We start from the raw sequence: 16,232 nt of genomic DNA, 5'->3' as shown, positions 1-16,232 counted from the left end.
GTGACGAGTTCGATTCAGTAATTTGTGTTGTAGGTTTACATTTAGGATAGGACTATTTATGCCAGCACTGTCGATACGAAACCTTCGTAAAACCTACGCCAGCGGAGTTGAAGCCTTAAAAGGTATCGACCTCGATGTCCAACAAGGTGATTTTTTTGCTTTGCTTGGCCCCAATGGTGCGGGTAAGTCGACGGCCATTGGGATCATCACCTCTTTGGTTAACAAATCACAAGGTGAAGTATCAATTTTCGGTTACGATTTGAATACGCAGCTCGAAGATGCCAAGTCGATGGTTGGCTTAGTCCCACAAGAATTCAATTTTAATCAATTCGAAACCCTGATGCAGATTGTAGTGAATCAAGCCGGTTTCTATGGCGTGAGTCGCCAAGAAGCGCTAGTACGCGCAGAAAAATATTTAGGTCAGCTTGAGCTTTGGGACAAACGTAATGCTCGCGCACGTGAGTTGTCGGGAGGAATGAAACGCCGATTGATGATTGCTAGGGCCTTAATGCATGAACCCAAGTTGCTTATTCTCGATGAACCAACGGCTGGTGTAGATATCGAACTTCGTCGATCTATGTGGTCCTACTTAGAACAGCTGAACTCGGAAGGTATTACCATTATTCTCACCACGCACTATCTTGAAGAAGCGGAAATGCTATGCCGCAATATCGGAATTATCGATAAAGGTGAGTTGGTCGAAAATACCTCGATGAAAGCCCTGTTAAGTAAGTTAAGTACCGAGACTTTTATTTTGGATGTTGACCAAGCGCTTGAGAGCGTGAATATCGAGGGCTTTAAATCTCGTTTGCTCTCAGAGCGTTCTATTGAAGTTGATATTGATAAGAGTTCTAGCTTAAATCAGGTTTTCAGTGCTTTGACAGAGCAAGGTATTGCCGTGAAAAGTATGCGTAATAAGTCCAATCGATTGGAAGAACTCTTTGTCGGCTTGGTGAAGCAAGGCCGCGATAATAAAGCCAAATCTCAGGAGAGCGGTCAATGAACATTACTCGATATTGGGTTGCTTTTAGCAGTATCTTAGCGAAAGAAATTAATCGTTTTGCGCGTATTTGGGTGCAAACCTTAGTCCCACCGGCAATTACCATGACACTCTATTTCGTTATTTTTGGGAATTTAATTGGTTCTCGAATCGGCGAAATGGGTGGTTATAGCTATATGGAATTTATCGTGCCTGGTCTTATTATGATGGCCGTGATTACCAATTCCTACTCGAATGTTGCTTCGTCGTTCTTCAGTAACAAGTTTCAGAGAAACATTGAAGAACTGTTAGTTGCTCCCGTACCAAACTATGTGATCATTTTTGGTTTCGTTGGTGGTGGGGTAACTCGAGGTCTACTGGTTGGACTGATCGTAAGCATTGTCTCTTTATTTTTCGTACCCTTGCAAATTCATAACTTGGGTGTGCTAGTGCTAACCGTTTTCTTAACATCGGTGCTGTTCTCCTTAGGTGGTTTGATCAATGCAATTTACTCAAAAACCTTTGATGACATCAGCATTATCCCAACCTTCATATTGACTCCTTTAACCTATCTTGGCGGTGTGTTTTACTCGATCTCTTTGCTACCTGAAGTGTGGCAATGGATTTCGAAACTCAACCCAATCGTGTATATGGTAAACGCGTTCCGCTATGGTTTTTTAGGGGTTAGTGATGTGTCGTTGTGGTTTGCCTTTGGCATGATTATGCTGTTCATTGCAGCTTTGTACGCATGGGCACATCGTCTTATTTCTACGGGTTATGGGCTGCGTCAATAATGGCTGGAAATTCTCGCAGTGTTAGCTCACCACAAGAAGAGATACATGACAATTTGGAAAGAACGGTGCTGCGGCATCTGCAACATCCGTGGCAGAAACCCTATGCACAACACAGCTTGCAGGTTTTCGCTGAGTTGTGCGAGTTAGTACAAGCGCATTCAGGACCGATAGTTTTAGATTCGTGTTGCGGGGTCGGGGAAAGCAGCCGAGAATTGGCGGTTATGCACCCCAATGCTTTAGTGATTGGTTTGGATAAATCGGCGCATCGTATCGACAAGCATGAGCGTGCTTATCAAGATCAAAGCCTTGGTAACTATGTTGTGCGGCGTGCTGACCTCAATGACCTATGGCGGTTGATCGCTAAAGCCGATTGGCCGATAAGTCACCACTATATTTTGTATCCCAATCCTTGGCCTAAAAAACATCATTTGCAGCGCCGTTGGCATGGTGGAGCTGCGTTCTCGGCCTTGCTTGAGATACCTGGTCGCTTAGAGTTGAGAAGTAATTGGAAGCTTTATCTTGAAGAGTTTGCATTTGCTTTAAAGCTAGCGCAATACGACAGTCAGTTGTGCGCTTACCAATGTGAGCATGCAATTACCCCCTTTGAGCGCAAATATTGGCAAAGCGGTCAGGCGAGTTGGCAATTGATAACGCAAATAGTAAGCAGCGATCCCACAAAAGATTAGCTAAATGGACTAAAGCGGCTTTATGATAACTGTTGGTTTGTTAGGGAGTTAAACATGAAGGCAAGTGTAACGTTAGTGATCGTCGCAGCAATGTTAAGTCTATTGACCGCGTGCAGTAGTCCAGTCAATTCACCTGATCCAGCTGCCCGTATTGCTGTGTCTAGCGGCTGGCTATATCCGGCTCTCTATCCTAGTGGCTCTAGTTTTGCGTTGCTTCGGGTATACCCTGAAAACTCTTCGTTACCTGCTAATGTTGCGCTTGAAGCTTATCAACGTTATGGGAAGGTAATCGAGCGTAACTTACTTGCCAATGGGTATATTCAATCTAGTCCAGAAACGGCCGACTTTTTAGTACGTTATGGTCTAGCTTTAGATGCCGATGTCAGCGACGCCCAAATGTTAGCAAAGTTTGGCATTAGTTCTGGATTGCAAAGTTTAGAACAATTACAAAAAGCGAGTTTGTTGATTTATATGCTTGACCCCTTATCGGAGCGTTTAGACTACCGTAGTGTCGCCCAAGGGTTTATGCAGGATGAAGGCAGTAGCGATGAAGAGCTAGAATTTGAACAACGTGTTGTAAGCTCTATGTTGACTCAGTTTTATCAGGAATAAAAAAAGCCAATCGAAAGATTGGCTTTAAGCAGTTAACTGGCTTGAATTAAGCGAGTTGAACTGGAATATCTTTGCTGGTACGCACAATGTCATTGTCTTGATTTAAATAGACTAATGATGGCTTATGGGTTTTCGCTTGCTCGTTACTCATGCCAACATAAGCACAAATGATCACGCGATCGCCAACCGCTGCTTTACGCGCTGCTGCGCCATTCACCGATATAATTTTGGAGCCACGCTCACCGGCAATAGCATAGGTTGAGAAGCGCTCACCATTATCGATATTATAGATATCAATGGCTTCGTACTCTAAGATCCCAGATGCATCGAGCATATCCTGATCAATGGCACATGAGCCTTCGTAATTTAGCTCAGCGTGAGTAACGCGGGCTTGATGTAATTTGCCTTTCAGCATTGTGGTTTGCATGGTTCTATCTACTCCGGGTGTTGCAATTTCTTTTAGTTTTTCCAGCTATTCGATTCTTACTGGGGATCGAGATGGACACATAGATTATCTATCAATCGAACCTCACCAAGAAAAGCCGCCATCAGAATAACAATGCGGGCTGTCGTTGGTGAAACGGGTGCAAGCGTATCGGCATCGACGATATCAATCGCATCTGTTTCGAATCCTTGAGCATTAAGAGTACTCGCTGCTTGTTGGCTTATGTCACTTAAATTAGCATTTGGCTTTAAGCAGTTCTGAGCTACATTTGCCATCACTTTAGCCAAATTTGGGGCTAATTCAAGCTGTTCTGGACTTAAACGAGTATTGCGTGAACTGAGGGCTAAACCCTCTTTATCTCGCTGAGTCTCTACCCCGATTATTTCAGTTGCTAGCATCAGATCGCTGGCCATTTTACGGATTAAGGCCAGTTGTTGGTAGTCTTTCTCGCCAAAAATCGCAAAATCTGGCTGAACTAAGTTGAAAAACTTGCTGACTACGGTTGCCACACCTTGGAAATGCCCTGGACGATGTGCCCCTTCCAGAACTGAATCTAAACCGGTCACATTGACTTTTGTTTCCAGTTCGACGCCATTGGGATACATCATTTCTGGACTAGGTAAAAAAGCGATATCTACATTAAGCGCGGCCAGTTTTTGTAAGTCGGCAGCTTGTGTGCGCGGATAGTTATCCAGATCGTTACTATTATTAAACTGCATAGGATTTACAAAAATAGAAACCACAACATGTTGTGCATGTTGCTGAGCTATTTTTACTAAATGCAAATGACCTTCATGCAGATTCCCCATGGTTGGGACAAGCGCAATGCTTTCCCCTTGGGCCTTCCAGGTACTAATTTGCTGGCGTAGTTGGTCGATACTTCTACATTCGGTCATAACTAAAAACTATGTTCATCGCTTGGGAATTCGCCGCTGCGAACTTGGTTTACGTACAATTCGCTAGCGCCTAGTAAGCTGTCACTGTGGGCCAAGAAGTTTTTTGAAAACTTAGGTACGCGTCCTTGAGTTATTCCCAGCGCATCATGCATAACTAGTATTTGTCCGTCGGTATCGACACCGGCACCGATACCAATAACGGGTATGCTTAAGGCCTGTGCAATACGTTTGCCCAAATCAGCGGGCACGCATTCGATAACCAGCAGTTGAATGCCAGCAGCTTCTAGTGCGATGGCGTCCGCAAGCATTTGCTCGGCAGCTGCGTCTTCGCGCCCCTGTACTTTAAAACCACCAAGTACGTTGACGGCTTGAGGAGTTAACCCTAAGTGGCCACATACCGGTACCGCTCGTTCAACCAAAGCACTTACGGTTTCAGCAAGCCATTTGCCACCTTCAAACTTGACCATATTTGCCCCTGCGCGCATTAGCTTCGCAGCGTTCTCATAGGCTTGCTCAGGGCTTGAATAAGACATAAAGGGTAAGTCAGCGACAATCAGCGGGCGGTCGGTACCACGTACCACACAGCTAGTGTGGTAGGCAATATCGTCAACAGTTACCGGAATGGTATTTTTATGACCTTGTAAAACATTACCAAGTGAATCACCGATCAGAATCATATCGATATCAGCGGAATCGAAAATAGCAGCGAAGCTTGCGTCATAAGCAGTGATCGTTGCAATTTTTTCACCTTGCTGTTTTTTTGCAAGCAAGCTACTGACGGTTTGTTTTTTCATGTTGGTACCAAGAATAATCGATTAATAGGGCGGCGCTATGCCGGGAGCCATTGCTCTGGATGGAGGTATTTTACTAGGCCGTTGCGCGCGATATTTTGCGCCAAATCACAGACCTGCTCACCATTAGGTAAGATTAAATCTGCGGCTATTTCCATCAGGGGCAATAGTACAAATTCGCGTTCATGCATACCATAGTGAGGTATTGTTAAACGCTCGTTGTTAATAGATGTTTGGCCGTAGAGCAAAATATCAAGGTCTAAGCTACGAGGACCCCAGCGTTGTTGTTTGCGAACCCGGCCTTGATCTTGTTCTATCGATTGGCAAACATCGAGCAATTCTAAGGCCGATAGCTGGGTTTCCAAGGCGATGACTGCATTAAGGTAGTCGGGCTGGTCTTGAGGGCCCATCGGGCGGCTTTGATAAAGAGAGCTGACGGATATCAGCTCTAAACTTGGATTCGCATGGAGCGCACCGCGTGCCGCGATAGCGCGTTCAAGCGGTAACTCTAAGTTACTACCTAAGCCAATATAGCAAAGCACTAGTCGTTGCTCTCTACCGGTTTAGCTTTGGTCGGTTTGCGACGCTTACGCCGAGGTTTACGAGGGCCTTTGTCGTCCAAGGCTTTTAGTAATCTGTTCCGGCCAGCTTCATCAACTTTTTGCCAATCATCCCACCATTGGCTAAGGGCTAATTGTTCAGGGTCTTGAGAAATTTCAGCGCGGAGCTCTAAAAAGTCAAAGGCTGCCCGAAAACGGGGATGTTCAAAGGTTTTGTAAGCGCGTTTGCCAAAGCGACGGTCTAAGCGATGCTGAAGCGTCCAAATCTCGCGAATAGCACTGGTGAAGCGCTTGGGTATAGCAACAGCTTTACATTGTGCGTCGAGCACATCGTTCATGGCCATCGTCATTGCATCTTGTGGCGATAAACTTAGCTCAGTTAACAGCTCTTGTTCGCGAATTTGAACTAATGGCCATAATACAGCTGCAAAAATGAAAGCTGGGGTTACGCGTTGGTCGGTTTGAACACGGCGGTCTGTATTTTCCAAACAGCGAAGAATAAAGCGTATTTCTTGACTATCTTCACCCCATTGCGGTAACCAAGTTTTTAATTGTGGAAACAAAGGATAGAGCAATTGCGTTTGCGCGAGCATCAAGAAGGTATCGCGGCCTTGACCACTGAGGAATAGTTTTAGGCATTCTTCAAATAGGCGTGCAGATGGAATTTCTCGTAGTAAGCCATGTAATTCCTGGATCGGCTCAGCAGCTGAAGGGGCAATCTCGAAATCGAGTTTAACCGCAAAACGAACTGCTCGAAGCATGCGCACTGGATCTTCTCGGTAGCGTGTTTCTGGGTCGCCAATCAGGCGTAGCTGACGTTTTTCAATGTCTTCAAGTCCATTGGCAAAATCAATGACGCTGAAATCAGCGATATTGTAATACAGAGCATTCACGGTAAAGTCACGACGCTCGGCATCTTCATCGATGCTTCCATAAACATTGTCGCGCAGTAGCATTCCTTCATCAGATTGACGCGAAACATTTTGCTTCAGATCTTTCTTTGGATCTTGTTTGTCGTGGTGACCTCGAAAGGTTGCCACTTCAATGACATCGCGACCAAATAGAATATGTGCCAGTCGAAATCGACGTCCTACCAAGCGGCAGTTGCGAAATAGTGCTTTGATTTGTTCTGGTGTCGCATCAGTTGCAATATCAAAGTCTTTTGGTAATTTGCCAAGCAATAAATCACGGACACCACCACCAACAAGGTAGGCGTGATAACCATTTTTATGGAGACGATATAATACCTTAAGAGCATTCTCGCTAATGTCTTGCCGAGAAATCGAATGCTCTGAGCGGCTAATAATACGTTTATCCAAGGTTTCTCCAGATTTACTCACAGTAGCTGTGCCTAGCATACGCTGACAAGCTCTGACTATACGCTTTAAGATAGTTCCTCCTAACGGAGCGTTGCTTAAAAATACCGCGCTAATATAGCGAAGATCGGCAAAATTACAATGAATCTATGGGTTTTAAGGCCTGAAATCTTGGGATTTTATTGATATCCCATTGTTGTTGGGCAATCTTAAGCATAGTTTCACAACTTAGTGTGACTATTTCGGGCTCAGGTTCCTGTCCAAGGAGAGTCAATGCGTGAAACAATTGTTGCTGACTATCATGGTTAGAAAGTGCTGGAGCATGATTTTGTTTACTCAATTTCAGCCCGTTGTCCGCACAAACTAAAGGCAAATGTAAATAGCTAGGTGGTGATTTGCCAAGGCGCTGATAAATATAGAGTTGACGCAAAGTTGGTTCGAGTAAATCGCTACCCCGAACAACTTCAGTGATGCCTTGCTCTATATCATCCAAACTCACTGCTAAATTGTAAGCAAATAAGCCATCGCGCCGGCGTACAATAAAATCTTCTTGTACGAGACTGTCGTTGAATTCGACAAGACCATGCAGTTGATCATTAAAACTTGAAGGTACGCCTTCGTCAATCAAGCGAATAGCTGCATCGCGATTGTTTAGGCTTCGGCTGCGACAATGACCGTCATAGTTAGGGCCCCGCTGGCGAATTTGTTTACGGGTGCAATCGCAATAATAAGCGAGCCCAGCACTGAGCCAAGATTGAAGTTGCTCCGAATACGCTTCACTGCGGTGGCTTTGATAGAAAACAGGTCCATCCCAATGCAAAGAAAACTGCTCAAGTTGGTGCAATATGGTATCGGTAGCACCTAGGACTTCACGGGGTGGATCAATATCTTCTATGCGCAGCAGCCATTGGCCTTGTTGTGCGCGAGCTTGCAGGTAGCTACCTACAGCGGCAACTAGTGAACCCAAATGCAACGGGCCTGATGGAGATGGCGCAAATCGCCCAATGTAGGGACTCATAAACCTATTATCACTGGCTAGCAATGTAGTTTGCTAGCCATGTGCTTAAAGAAGATTAACCAATCATCTGTTTTTCTTTGATCTCAGCAAGGGTTTTGCAGTCGATACAAAGGTCAGCGGTTGGGCGTGCTTCTAAGCGACGGATTCCGATTTCGATACCACAAGCATCACAGAATCCGAAATCACCTTCTTCCAATTTATTTAAGGTTTTTTCGATTTTCTTGATCAGTTTACGTTCGCGGTCTCGAGTTCTAAGTTCAATACTGAACTCTTCCTCTTGAGCTGCGCGGTCAACTGGATCTGGAAAGTTAGCGGCTTCGTCCTTCATGTGGGTTACTGTGCGATCAACTTCTTCACGAAGTTGATTACGCCATGCTTCAAGTATGATTCTGAAGTGACCGATTTGGTCATCATTCATGTACTCTTCACCCGGCTTTTCTTGATACGCTTCTACACCCGCGATCGAGAGGACTCCCAATGTCTTCTTTTTGCCCTCTGGCATACTTCACTCCTGAATTTTGCGCTGCTTGCGCAATAGCACTCTACGAATGGCCGCTATCTATACCAAAAAGGTTATCCTAGGGCAAATAAATTGGTACACAATTGTTGGTCAAAGCTATCTGAATGCCGAAATCAACAGGTTTTTGGTTATTTATGCACCAAATCGATGGTGACTTACTTGGTTTGAAGTGCGCAATCAGTATCCGGGTTTTGTACATCGAACTCCCGCCTAAACAAGTTAATCAACCAGTGATGCTTGCTCGAGTAATGCTGACTGTTGCTATAAATATAGTTAACTCTGGCGCTGCTTATTGGAAATGAACCTTTCACTCGTATCATTCGAAATAATTGCGGGTCCAAAACTTGCGCTAATTCCAATAGTCCAATAAACAAGGTGTCGCTTTGTCGAACGGCTTGGAGTACGGGGCCTAGATGTTGACTACGAAATGCCAATTTTAGATCCCAGGACGCGTATTGTTCGATCAGTGGTTGGTTTTGATTAAAGGTTGGCACGATTAATCCTGCTATCGGGTACTGAGCAGCTTGTTCCAAATCAACTTCGTCGGGTAAATCCTTAAGCTCGCTGCGACAGATCAAGCCAAAGTTAACCTCACTTAACGACTCATGCCTAAGCTGTTTGGATTTTAGCTCAAACGGAAAGCTAATCGCAGCGTCGATTTCGCCGGTAATAATTTGTTCACTAGTTCGAGCACCGAAGTCGAGTAATTCTAATTGCAGCCCTGGAGCATGGGTTTTTAGAGCTTGAATAATACGGTAGCCATAAAGTTCCATTAGCAAGACATTGGTTGCAATGCGAAGCTTTCCTGTTAGGGCTTTGGCTGAGAAGTGATCATCACGTAGCAAGTTTTCTAGTTGCTGCAAAGTATCGGGAAGCTCCAAAGCAAGGCGCTCAGCGCGCGGTGTCAGCTCAAAACCATGACTTCGGCGAATAAATAGTGGGTCGCCAATCGCTTTGCGAATTTTGGCTAGCGTGCGGCTCACTACTGGCTGTGTTGTATTGAGTCGTTCTGCGGCCCTACCGGTGTGCTTTTCTTGCAACAGAACCGTCAAGGTCTTTAGCTGGTTGAGGTCATAGTCAAACAGTTCTAGCATTACTTTACTCAGTAATATAGCAATAATGGTATATCAGTATTACCGCTTAACGCATTGGAGGCAAGGTGACATGCCGATAGAATACAGTAATTAAATTGATGTGCGGTTGCCACTTGGCAACATCATCGAAGGATTGAAATTAGCAATTTTGCCCCACAACAAGGAGTGCGCACATTCTAAAAGGCACCCATCTCCATGCATTCAAACGTTCTTAAATTACTACCCTTCAGCATAATCGCGGCACTTTCTTGGCCGGTTTTGGCCAGTGATGACAACCTTCAAGATATGTCAGATCCCTTAGCCGTTTATACCCAAGCGGGCATAGGTTATACCGATAAAGGTATCAATATTAAAGTAGGCCAAACCTACGACACTGGCAAAGACACCACCATGGGTATGAATGTACTTGAGGCCAAAGGCGTACTCGGCGAAAGCTTGGCTTATCGAGATCATGCCACCGATAGTTTTGATTCAATTCGATACCGAAATTTTGGTGTCGACTTAACAAACGGGCGCGGCTCTCAGATTGATGTTAACTACAGTTTTGCTAGTGAGATGGGTACCGCATCTTATAGCCTGATCCAAGCACTACCAAAGCTGGGCCCGGTACAGCTATATCCTTTAGCGGGTCTTGGCGTATCATTTGGCAATAATATTGATCAAACTTTGAGTGAAAATGGGATTACTGGAACCGATTTCGGTTCAGGCTATTCGATTCCTGGGACCTTTGCTGTTGTGGGTATGTATTCAAAAATTGAAGTCACTGATAAGATTTGGTTGAACTACAATCCCATGTGGCTGACCACGCTATCGGGTGATAGCGTTTGGTATAAAGACCAATATTTCGCTGGCTCTAGTAATATACTGACCCATGAAATTGCGGCTTCTTATCAGATAAATCCGCGAACCAACGTGCGTTACTTCGCTAACTTTAGCCAAGATGTAGCCTTTGACCGTGGTGAGCACCGGGTCGAAGTGAATTATCAGTTCTAAGAGCTGTGTTATTGTCGAGTAAGGGCCTTATGGCCCTTTTTTCTTAGTTACCATGATGAAACGCGCGTAATTATCGAGTTTAATTCGAAAGTCGTTGATCAAGTCGCATATGATTCTGATCGATACTGGCTTTATAGCAAAGCACTTCAACACCGGCGGCCTTCGCTTGTTCTAATAATTGTGCATACTTGGGATCTATATGGGTGGCGGCCTTCACGCTACTGATACCGCTGTGTAGCACCGCGAACAATAATACAGCACGTTTGCCTTGGGCTTTCATCGCCATCAATTCGCTTAAGTGTTTTTGCCCGCGAACACTGACAGCATCCGGAAAATAACCTTGATTATCTTGCAATAAAGTACAACTTTTTACCTCGACATAGCAATCGGCTAAACCGGGTTGTCGAAGCAAGAAATCAATGCGGCTATTCTCACCATATTTCACTTCAGCTTTTATCTCTTCATAATCATTTAGCTCAGCTATTTTCTGGTCGAGTAAGGCCTCTTTCACTAGCATATTAGCCGCTGCGGTATTCACACAAATCCAGTCACCCTGCTGGGTTAAATTAAGTTCCCAACTGTGGGCATATTTGCGTTTCGGGTTGTTGCTAGTGCTAAACCATACTTGATCACCAGGGGTTGCGCAGCCAGTCATTGCACCCGTGTTGCTCACGTAAATTGTGTGTTGTTGGCCATTAGGTAATTGCACGTCAGCCAAAAAACGTTTGTAACGTTTGACTAAGGTCGCGGGGCTTAATTCAAGTTGCATTTTTTAGCCTGTGTATGACGGGGAATGATGAGATATCTGGCAAAATCATATAGGATGAAGCCTTGAACATGAATTTATTTTTAGGAACTTTTTATGGCGCATATACCGAGTAATTACGCATCAATGGAACACGGCTACCGAGAGCGAGCTTTGAAGCTATTTCCTTGGGTTTGTGGACGCTGTGCTCGAGAGTTTGTTTACTCTAATTTGCGAGAGTTAACCGTGCACCATATGGATCATGACCATAGTAACAATCCTAACGATGGCTCGAATTGGGAGCTGTTGTGTTTATATTGCCATGACCATGAACACTCTAAATATACGGAAGCTGCGCAATACGGCAGTACAGTTGAAGCCGGTGAAGACCTGAAACGCGATGTAGCAACCCATAATCCTTTTGCCGACCTTAAAGCTCGCATGAAGAAATAGCTTTGCAACACTACCCCCAACAAAATCTGCCCGTAGAGGCCTTATTTGAGCCTCTGGCGGCAGCTTTAAGTTCCAAAGGCCAGTTTATCGTTGAAGCACCTCCAGGTGCTGGTAAGTCGACAGCCTTGCCCTTGTTTCTTTTACTTGAATGCAAATTACCAGGTCAGATTATTTTGCTGGAGCCTCGGCGTATTGCGGCCCGGAATATTGCCAGGTATTTGGCCCAACAGATCGGTGAGCCGCTTGGTGAACAGATTGGCTATCGCATGCGAGGAGAGGGCAAAGAATCAAAGAAAACACGCTTGTTGGTAGTCACCGAAGGGGTGCTAACCAGAATGCTGCAAAGTGATCCCGAGCTAAAAGGAGTGAGCTTGGTGATTTTTGATGAATTTCATGAACGCAGCTTGCACGCCGATCTCGGTTTGGCTTTGTGCCTGGAAGTACAGCAAGTTTACAATGAAAATTTAAAGCTAATGGTGATGTCGGCAACTTTAAACAGTGACGCTCTATTGTCCCTGATGCCGGATGCTATAGCACTGCGCAGTGAAGGGCGCAGTTATCCCATTCAATACCATTACCAAAGCGTGGCTCGCGATAGAAACTGGGCGCAAAACTTTGCAGCCTTATGTATTGAGGTGTTCAATACCTATGAAGGTTCTATTTTAGTTTTTTTGCCTGGTGCTGCGGAAATCAAAGCCCTTGCTCAGCGGCTAGCTTATTTGGAGAGTGAGACAAGCTCAGTACATTGCTTATATGGGCAGTTGACCCTGGTTGAGCAACAAGCCGCGATTAGTGCACCAGCTGCGGGACATCGGAAACTCGTATTAAGTACCAATATCGCAGAAACTAGTTTAACCATTGAAGGGGTGCACTTAGTTATTGATTCTGGCCAGGAACGTTATGCGCAGTGGCACTCGAAAAGCAGCAGTATGCATTTAAGTACGCGACTCATTTGCCGAGATAGTGCCACACAGCGTGCAGGTAGGGCCGGGCGTTTAAAAGCTGGGCATTGTTTTCGTGCTTACACCCAAGTTCAATTTGACCATCAGCCAGCGCATACGACACCCGCCATAGAGCGCAGTGACCTCAGTGAACTATGTCTTGAACTTGCGAGTTGGGGAGCAAGCTCAGAGCAGTTGGCATGGATGAGCCCGCCACCGCAGTCGGCGATTAAGCGAGCCAATGTCTTGTTAAGACAACTGGGTTTGTTGAAAACTGATGGTCAAGTTAGTCACGCTGGGCGCAGGGCAATGTTGTTACCAATATCATTGCGTTTTGCAGCGATGCTGGTTTTGGTTCATTCTCAGTTAGAAAGTTCGGCCTTGCTGCGCCGAGCCATTCATATCGTGGTTACTCTGGAGAGTGATACTCGATTGGATGGGCTTAGTTTAAGTCAGCGTATACGTCATTTTACCCAACTAAGCTCGAAGGCAAAACAATCGAGTCATAGGCTTGAGCGTCAGCTATTAAGACATTTCGAACTTGACGAAAGTACCAAGCAAGACGCCAGCATTGATGGTGTTTTACTTAGTTTTGCGTTTATTGATCGTATTGCCATGAATCGTGGTGATGGCGTACTTAGTAGCAGTGCAGGCTTTGGGGCAGAAATAAAAGATTGGCAACAGCTGAGTTCCAGCGAGCAAGCCGATTATGCCGCCAATATCATTATCGACATGTATTGGCCTGAGGGCCGCTCTCAAGCGACGGCTAGTTTACTATGTCCGCTTAGTTTGACTCAACTGGAGCAATATCGTCCTGGCTTAATCCAAAACCAAGAACGCTGCTTTTGGGATCAACAACTACAAAAAGTAGTTGCGCGCACAGGCCGCTACTTAGGGCAGCTTTGCCTAGAATCTAAAGCCGGTGGCTTGATCAGTCCAGCTGCTTCTCAAAGATGTGTTATAGAGTACTGGCAACAACAAGCATGGTCAAAACTGCCGATTAGTAAGCCTGCTCTGTCATATCTAGATCGCGCCTTAAAAGCTAAAACGTGGTTTGAACTTGATGATTGGCCTGCACTTGATCCCGTGCACTTACACGCAACCATGGAACAATGGCTAGCGCCATTTATTGATGGTGTTACAAGCTACAAAAGCTTACAGAAGCTTGACTGGCTCAGTATTATCAAAGCGCTATTGAGCTGGACACAACAACAACAACTAGAACAACTGCTACCGCTTCGTTACAAGGCACCTTCTGGTCGCAGCCATGTGATTGACTACAGCGGCGAGAACGCGAAGGTTAGCCTAAAGCTACAAGAAGTCTTTGGGGAACCAAGTAGCCCGCTGCTTGGCAATAAAATTGGAATAACCTTGGAGTTGTTGTCACCAGCTCAGCGTCCCTTGCAACTCACCCAAGACCTGGCTAGTTTTTGGAAAAATGCTTACCCTTCTGTTAAGAAGGAAATGCGAGGCCGTTACCCGAAACATCCATGGCCTGATGACCCCAGTACAGCTGTTGCAAGCCATTTAACCAAGAAGAAACTAGCGTTATAGTCAGTCGCCGTCGGCGGCACTATGCGCCGAGAGAAGCTCAGACATGCAGTGTTGCTTGGTTGTCATGGCATTCTTGGGCTTACCAAGTAAAAAACCTTGAACCTGATGCGCTCCCAATTGTTGCAGTATTTGTAACTGCTCTGCTGCTTCGATTCCCTCAGCGGTTGTGGTCATTCCTAAACTGCTGCTCATTTCAATGATTGCGCGTACCAGCATTTGGTCGTCGTCGCTAAGATGTAAAAACTCGATGAACGAGCGATCAATTTTAAGCTTATCGAACTTAAAGTTTCGTAAGTAACTGAGACTAGAATATCCGGTACCAAAGTCATCAAGAGCGCTACTAACTCCCATTTCCTTAAGTTCAAATAGGGCTTTACTGGCCGATTCGGGCTCAAGTACAAGACAATTTTCAGTAATTTCTATTTCTAAACGGTGTGCTGCAAGTTGATGTTCACGCAGCGCATTACTAATGGAGTCAACGAAGCTTTTACGGTAAAACTGCTTTGGGGAAACATTGACAGAGACAAATAATTCAGCAGGCCAAGCTGTCGCTTCTCGAATGGCTTCACGCATTACCCATCGGCCTAGAGGCTCGATTAAACCGGTTTCTTCTGCGATGTCTATAAATATGTCAGGGCTAACCGAACCAAGGGTAGGGTCGTTCCATCTACAAAGTGCTTCATAACCCAACAGTTTCTGCTCAGCGCAGGAAAAAATAGGCTGATAATGCAGCTCCAACAGGTTGTTGTTGATGGCTTGGCGCAGGGCTATTTCAAGCTGTTTTCGCTTGCGGAGTTTTAGATCCATGATCGGAACAAACTGAGCATAGCGATGCTTACCTTGGCGCTTTGCTTCGTGCAGGGCTATATTGGCGGTTCGGAGCAATTCCTCGGCAGTATCGCTCTCAGAGCTCATGCAACTAATCCCTATAGCGGCTTGTAAACGCTTGAGCTCTCCTTTGAGTAAAAAACCTTGGGTTAAACTATCGAGCATTTTTTGAGCGCTCAATTCAACTTTTAACTGTTCAGCATTAATGATTATTGCGAATTCGTTGCCGCTTAGGCGGGCTAAATATTCTTGATTAGGGGAGCTTTGCTTTAAAAATTTAGCAACTGCCTGTAGCAGTTTGTCTCCGGTAGCGTGGCCTTGGATATCGTTAATTAGTTTGAAATCTGAGATATCCAGTAACACCAAAGCCAGTTGTTGCTTGTTATCATGACTCCACTCGATACGTTGGTTGAGTAAAGCGGTAAAGTAACGACGATTTGGCAAGCCTGTCAGTTCATCAAACATGGCTTGTTGGAAAAGGCCTTTTTCAATATGTAAACGATGTTGCATTTCAGAGCGAAGTTCGTGCACTCGGCGAATAGAGAAGACCAGAAAAAACACACTGCAACAGATAAGAACAGTAAAGACTTCGTCCAGCTGGTATTTTTCATACTTTTCAGTGAGCTCGACCAGCTCTTCGAATATATCGAAGTGGATTGCGGCTGCGCTGCAAATCACGATAAAAAACAGTAAAACCCAAAGATCCCAATGTAAGTTATTAGTTTTGTTGTCGGCAGTGCTTAGAGGGTTTGATTGATCGTCAACTTGGCTAGCTTTTCCTTGCAGCATTGAGCTATTTGTCCTTGAGCTAAACGTCCATTCTTTTAGCATTGTGATTACTCATAGCTTTTTGAGCAATAGCTATACGCATATATTTTTATCAAATTTTTTCAATCACTTGTTTGATTTATAGTTATTTTTCCCAAGCAAACAACTCGAGTCTTGCTGATGTTTTGATGAGTTGTCGGTGTTAGACTGAGCTCTTCTCATGGACAACTTCGTAAGTG

Annotated in this window: 17 protein-coding genes; 7 read left to right on the top strand and 10 right to left on the bottom strand. The window is 45.0% G+C overall.

The features are described 5' to 3' along the window. The first annotated feature begins 58 nt into the window (after window positions 1–58). Genes DBZ36_RS15945 through DBZ36_RS15930 form a run of 4 tightly spaced genes read left to right on the top strand, consistent with a single transcriptional unit; the run spans window position 59 to window position 3,071 of the window. On the top strand, window positions 59–1,003 hold the full coding sequence (locus DBZ36_RS15945) for an ABC transporter ATP-binding protein (protein ID WP_120355946.1): 945 nt from the start codon (window positions 59–61) through the stop codon (window positions 1,001–1,003). Beyond that, window positions 1,000–1,773, top strand: coding sequence for an ABC transporter permease (locus tag DBZ36_RS15940; protein WP_120355945.1), 774 nt, complete (start codon window positions 1,000–1,002; stop codon window positions 1,771–1,773). Before DBZ36_RS15945 ends, DBZ36_RS15940 begins: the two co-directional genes overlap by 4 nt. Beyond that, on the top strand, window positions 1,773–2,459 hold the full coding sequence (trmB, locus tag DBZ36_RS15935; protein ID WP_325049119.1) for a tRNA (guanine(46)-N(7))-methyltransferase TrmB: 687 nt from the start codon (window positions 1,773–1,775) through the stop codon (window positions 2,457–2,459). Before DBZ36_RS15940 ends, trmB begins: the two co-directional genes overlap by 1 nt. Before the next feature lie 54 nt (window positions 2,460–2,513). After that, the gene (locus DBZ36_RS15930; RefSeq protein ID WP_120355944.1) at window positions 2,514–3,071 is read left to right on the top strand and encodes a DUF4136 domain-containing protein; all 558 of its coding nucleotides are present in this window, start codon (window positions 2,514–2,516) and stop codon (window positions 3,069–3,071) included. Window positions 3,072–3,117: 46 nt separating this feature from the next. Here DBZ36_RS15930 and panD read toward each other — a convergent pair whose 3' ends face one another. The 8 genes from panD to DBZ36_RS15890 form a co-directional block, all read right to left on the bottom strand. Beyond that, complete coding sequence (panD, locus tag DBZ36_RS15925; RefSeq protein ID WP_120355943.1) at window positions 3,118–3,498, bottom strand: aspartate 1-decarboxylase; 381 nt, start codon at window positions 3,496–3,498, stop codon at window positions 3,118–3,120. A 56-nt stretch (window positions 3,499–3,554) separates the two neighbouring features. After that, window positions 3,555–4,412 (bottom strand): pantoate--beta-alanine ligase, encoded by an 858-nt coding sequence (panC, locus tag DBZ36_RS15920; RefSeq protein WP_120355942.1) that lies wholly within the window; start codon window positions 4,410–4,412, stop codon window positions 3,555–3,557. A gap of 2 nt (window positions 4,413–4,414) precedes the next feature. Then, window positions 4,415–5,206 (bottom strand): 3-methyl-2-oxobutanoate hydroxymethyltransferase, encoded by a 792-nt coding sequence (gene panB / locus DBZ36_RS15915; protein ID WP_120355941.1) that lies wholly within the window; start codon window positions 5,204–5,206, stop codon window positions 4,415–4,417. 35 nt (window positions 5,207–5,241) lie between these two features. Then, window positions 5,242–5,745 (bottom strand): 2-amino-4-hydroxy-6-hydroxymethyldihydropteridine diphosphokinase, encoded by a 504-nt coding sequence (gene folK / locus DBZ36_RS15910; protein ID WP_120355940.1) that lies wholly within the window; start codon window positions 5,743–5,745, stop codon window positions 5,242–5,244. Next, complete coding sequence (pcnB, locus tag DBZ36_RS15905) at window positions 5,745–7,067, bottom strand: polynucleotide adenylyltransferase PcnB (protein ID WP_233558171.1); 1,323 nt, start codon at window positions 7,065–7,067, stop codon at window positions 5,745–5,747. The genes folK and pcnB overlap by 1 nt, the downstream gene beginning before the upstream one ends. A 148-nt stretch (window positions 7,068–7,215) precedes the next feature. After that, window positions 7,216–8,097, bottom strand: a complete 882-nt coding sequence (gene gluQRS / locus DBZ36_RS15900; RefSeq protein WP_120355938.1) for a tRNA glutamyl-Q(34) synthetase GluQRS — start codon at window positions 8,095–8,097, stop codon at window positions 7,216–7,218. 55 nt (window positions 8,098–8,152) lie between these two features. Beyond that, window positions 8,153–8,599 (bottom strand): RNA polymerase-binding protein DksA, encoded by a 447-nt coding sequence (gene dksA, locus DBZ36_RS15895; RefSeq protein ID WP_120355937.1) that lies wholly within the window; start codon window positions 8,597–8,599, stop codon window positions 8,153–8,155. 173 nt (window positions 8,600–8,772) lie between these two features. After that, entirely contained in the window at window positions 8,773–9,711 is a 939-nt protein-coding gene (locus tag DBZ36_RS15890) for a LysR family transcriptional regulator (RefSeq protein ID WP_120355936.1), read from the bottom strand. A 195-nt stretch (window positions 9,712–9,906) separates the two neighbouring features. Here DBZ36_RS15890 and DBZ36_RS15885 point away from each other — a divergent pair, with 195 nt between their 5' ends. Beyond that, the gene (locus DBZ36_RS15885) at window positions 9,907–10,704 is read left to right on the top strand and encodes a hypothetical protein (protein WP_120355935.1); all 798 of its coding nucleotides are present in this window, start codon (window positions 9,907–9,909) and stop codon (window positions 10,702–10,704) included. 79 nt (window positions 10,705–10,783) lie between these two features. Here DBZ36_RS15885 and sfsA read toward each other — a convergent pair whose 3' ends face one another. Then, window positions 10,784–11,473 carry a DNA/RNA nuclease SfsA gene (gene sfsA, locus DBZ36_RS15880; protein ID WP_120355934.1) on the bottom strand — a complete coding sequence of 230 codons (690 nt, stop codon included), beginning with the start codon at window positions 11,471–11,473 and terminating at the stop codon, window positions 10,784–10,786. A gap of 93 nt (window positions 11,474–11,566) precedes the next feature. Between sfsA and DBZ36_RS15875 the strand changes: the two genes are divergently transcribed. Continuing rightward, on the top strand, window positions 11,567–11,902 hold the full coding sequence (locus DBZ36_RS15875; protein WP_120355933.1) for a YajD family HNH nuclease: 336 nt from the start codon (window positions 11,567–11,569) through the stop codon (window positions 11,900–11,902). 2 nt (window positions 11,903–11,904) lie between these two features. Beyond that, window positions 11,905–14,397, top strand: a complete 2,493-nt coding sequence (gene hrpB / locus DBZ36_RS15870) for an ATP-dependent helicase HrpB (RefSeq protein WP_158589128.1) — start codon at window positions 11,905–11,907, stop codon at window positions 14,395–14,397. Here the strand turns inward: hrpB and DBZ36_RS15865 are convergent, their stop codons facing one another. Continuing rightward, the gene (locus DBZ36_RS15865) at window positions 14,398–16,014 is read right to left on the bottom strand and encodes a putative bifunctional diguanylate cyclase/phosphodiesterase (protein WP_158589127.1); all 1,617 of its coding nucleotides are present in this window, start codon (window positions 16,012–16,014) and stop codon (window positions 14,398–14,400) included. Window positions 16,015–16,232 lie beyond the last annotated feature (218 nt).

This window comes from Alginatibacterium sediminis, from assembly GCF_003610775.1.
In the GTDB taxonomy this organism is placed as follows: domain Bacteria; phylum Pseudomonadota; class Gammaproteobacteria; order Enterobacterales; family Celerinatantimonadaceae; genus Alginatibacterium; species Alginatibacterium sediminis.
Note: the sequence above shows the minus strand (reverse complement) of the source record. Positions and strands in the feature narration are given on the sequence as shown.

Coding starts and splice junctions, on each gene's coding strand:
- gluQRS (WP_120355938.1), bottom strand. CDS start 8,097: ATGAGTCCCTACATTGGGCGATTTGCGCCATCTCCATCAGGCCCGTTG.
- DBZ36_RS15875 (WP_120355933.1), top strand. CDS start 11,567: ATGGCGCATATACCGAGTAATTACGCATCAATGGAACACGGCTACCGA.
- panB (WP_120355941.1), bottom strand. CDS start 5,206: ATGAAAAAACAAACCGTCAGTAGCTTGCTTGCAAAAAAACAGCAAGGT.
- DBZ36_RS15885 (WP_120355935.1), top strand. CDS start 9,907: ATGCATTCAAACGTTCTTAAATTACTACCCTTCAGCATAATCGCGGCA.
- dksA (WP_120355937.1), bottom strand. CDS start 8,599: ATGCCAGAGGGCAAAAAGAAGACATTGGGAGTCCTCTCGATCGCGGGT.
- DBZ36_RS15940 (WP_120355945.1), top strand. CDS start 1,000: ATGAACATTACTCGATATTGGGTTGCTTTTAGCAGTATCTTAGCGAAA.
- DBZ36_RS15890 (WP_120355936.1), bottom strand. CDS start 9,711: ATGCTAGAACTGTTTGACTATGACCTCAACCAGCTAAAGACCTTGACG.
- sfsA (WP_120355934.1), bottom strand. CDS start 11,473: ATGCAACTTGAATTAAGCCCCGCGACCTTAGTCAAACGTTACAAACGT.
- DBZ36_RS15930 (WP_120355944.1), top strand. CDS start 2,514: ATGAAGGCAAGTGTAACGTTAGTGATCGTCGCAGCAATGTTAAGTCTA.
- panD (WP_120355943.1), bottom strand. CDS start 3,498: ATGCAAACCACAATGCTGAAAGGCAAATTACATCAAGCCCGCGTTACT.
- DBZ36_RS15945 (WP_120355946.1), top strand. CDS start 59: ATGCCAGCACTGTCGATACGAAACCTTCGTAAAACCTACGCCAGCGGA.
- panC (WP_120355942.1), bottom strand. CDS start 4,412: ATGACCGAATGTAGAAGTATCGACCAACTACGCCAGCAAATTAGTACC.
- DBZ36_RS15865 (WP_158589127.1), bottom strand. CDS start 16,014: ATGCTGCAAGGAAAAGCTAGCCAAGTTGACGATCAATCAAACCCTCTA.
- trmB (WP_325049119.1), top strand. CDS start 1,773: ATGGCTGGAAATTCTCGCAGTGTTAGCTCACCACAAGAAGAGATACAT.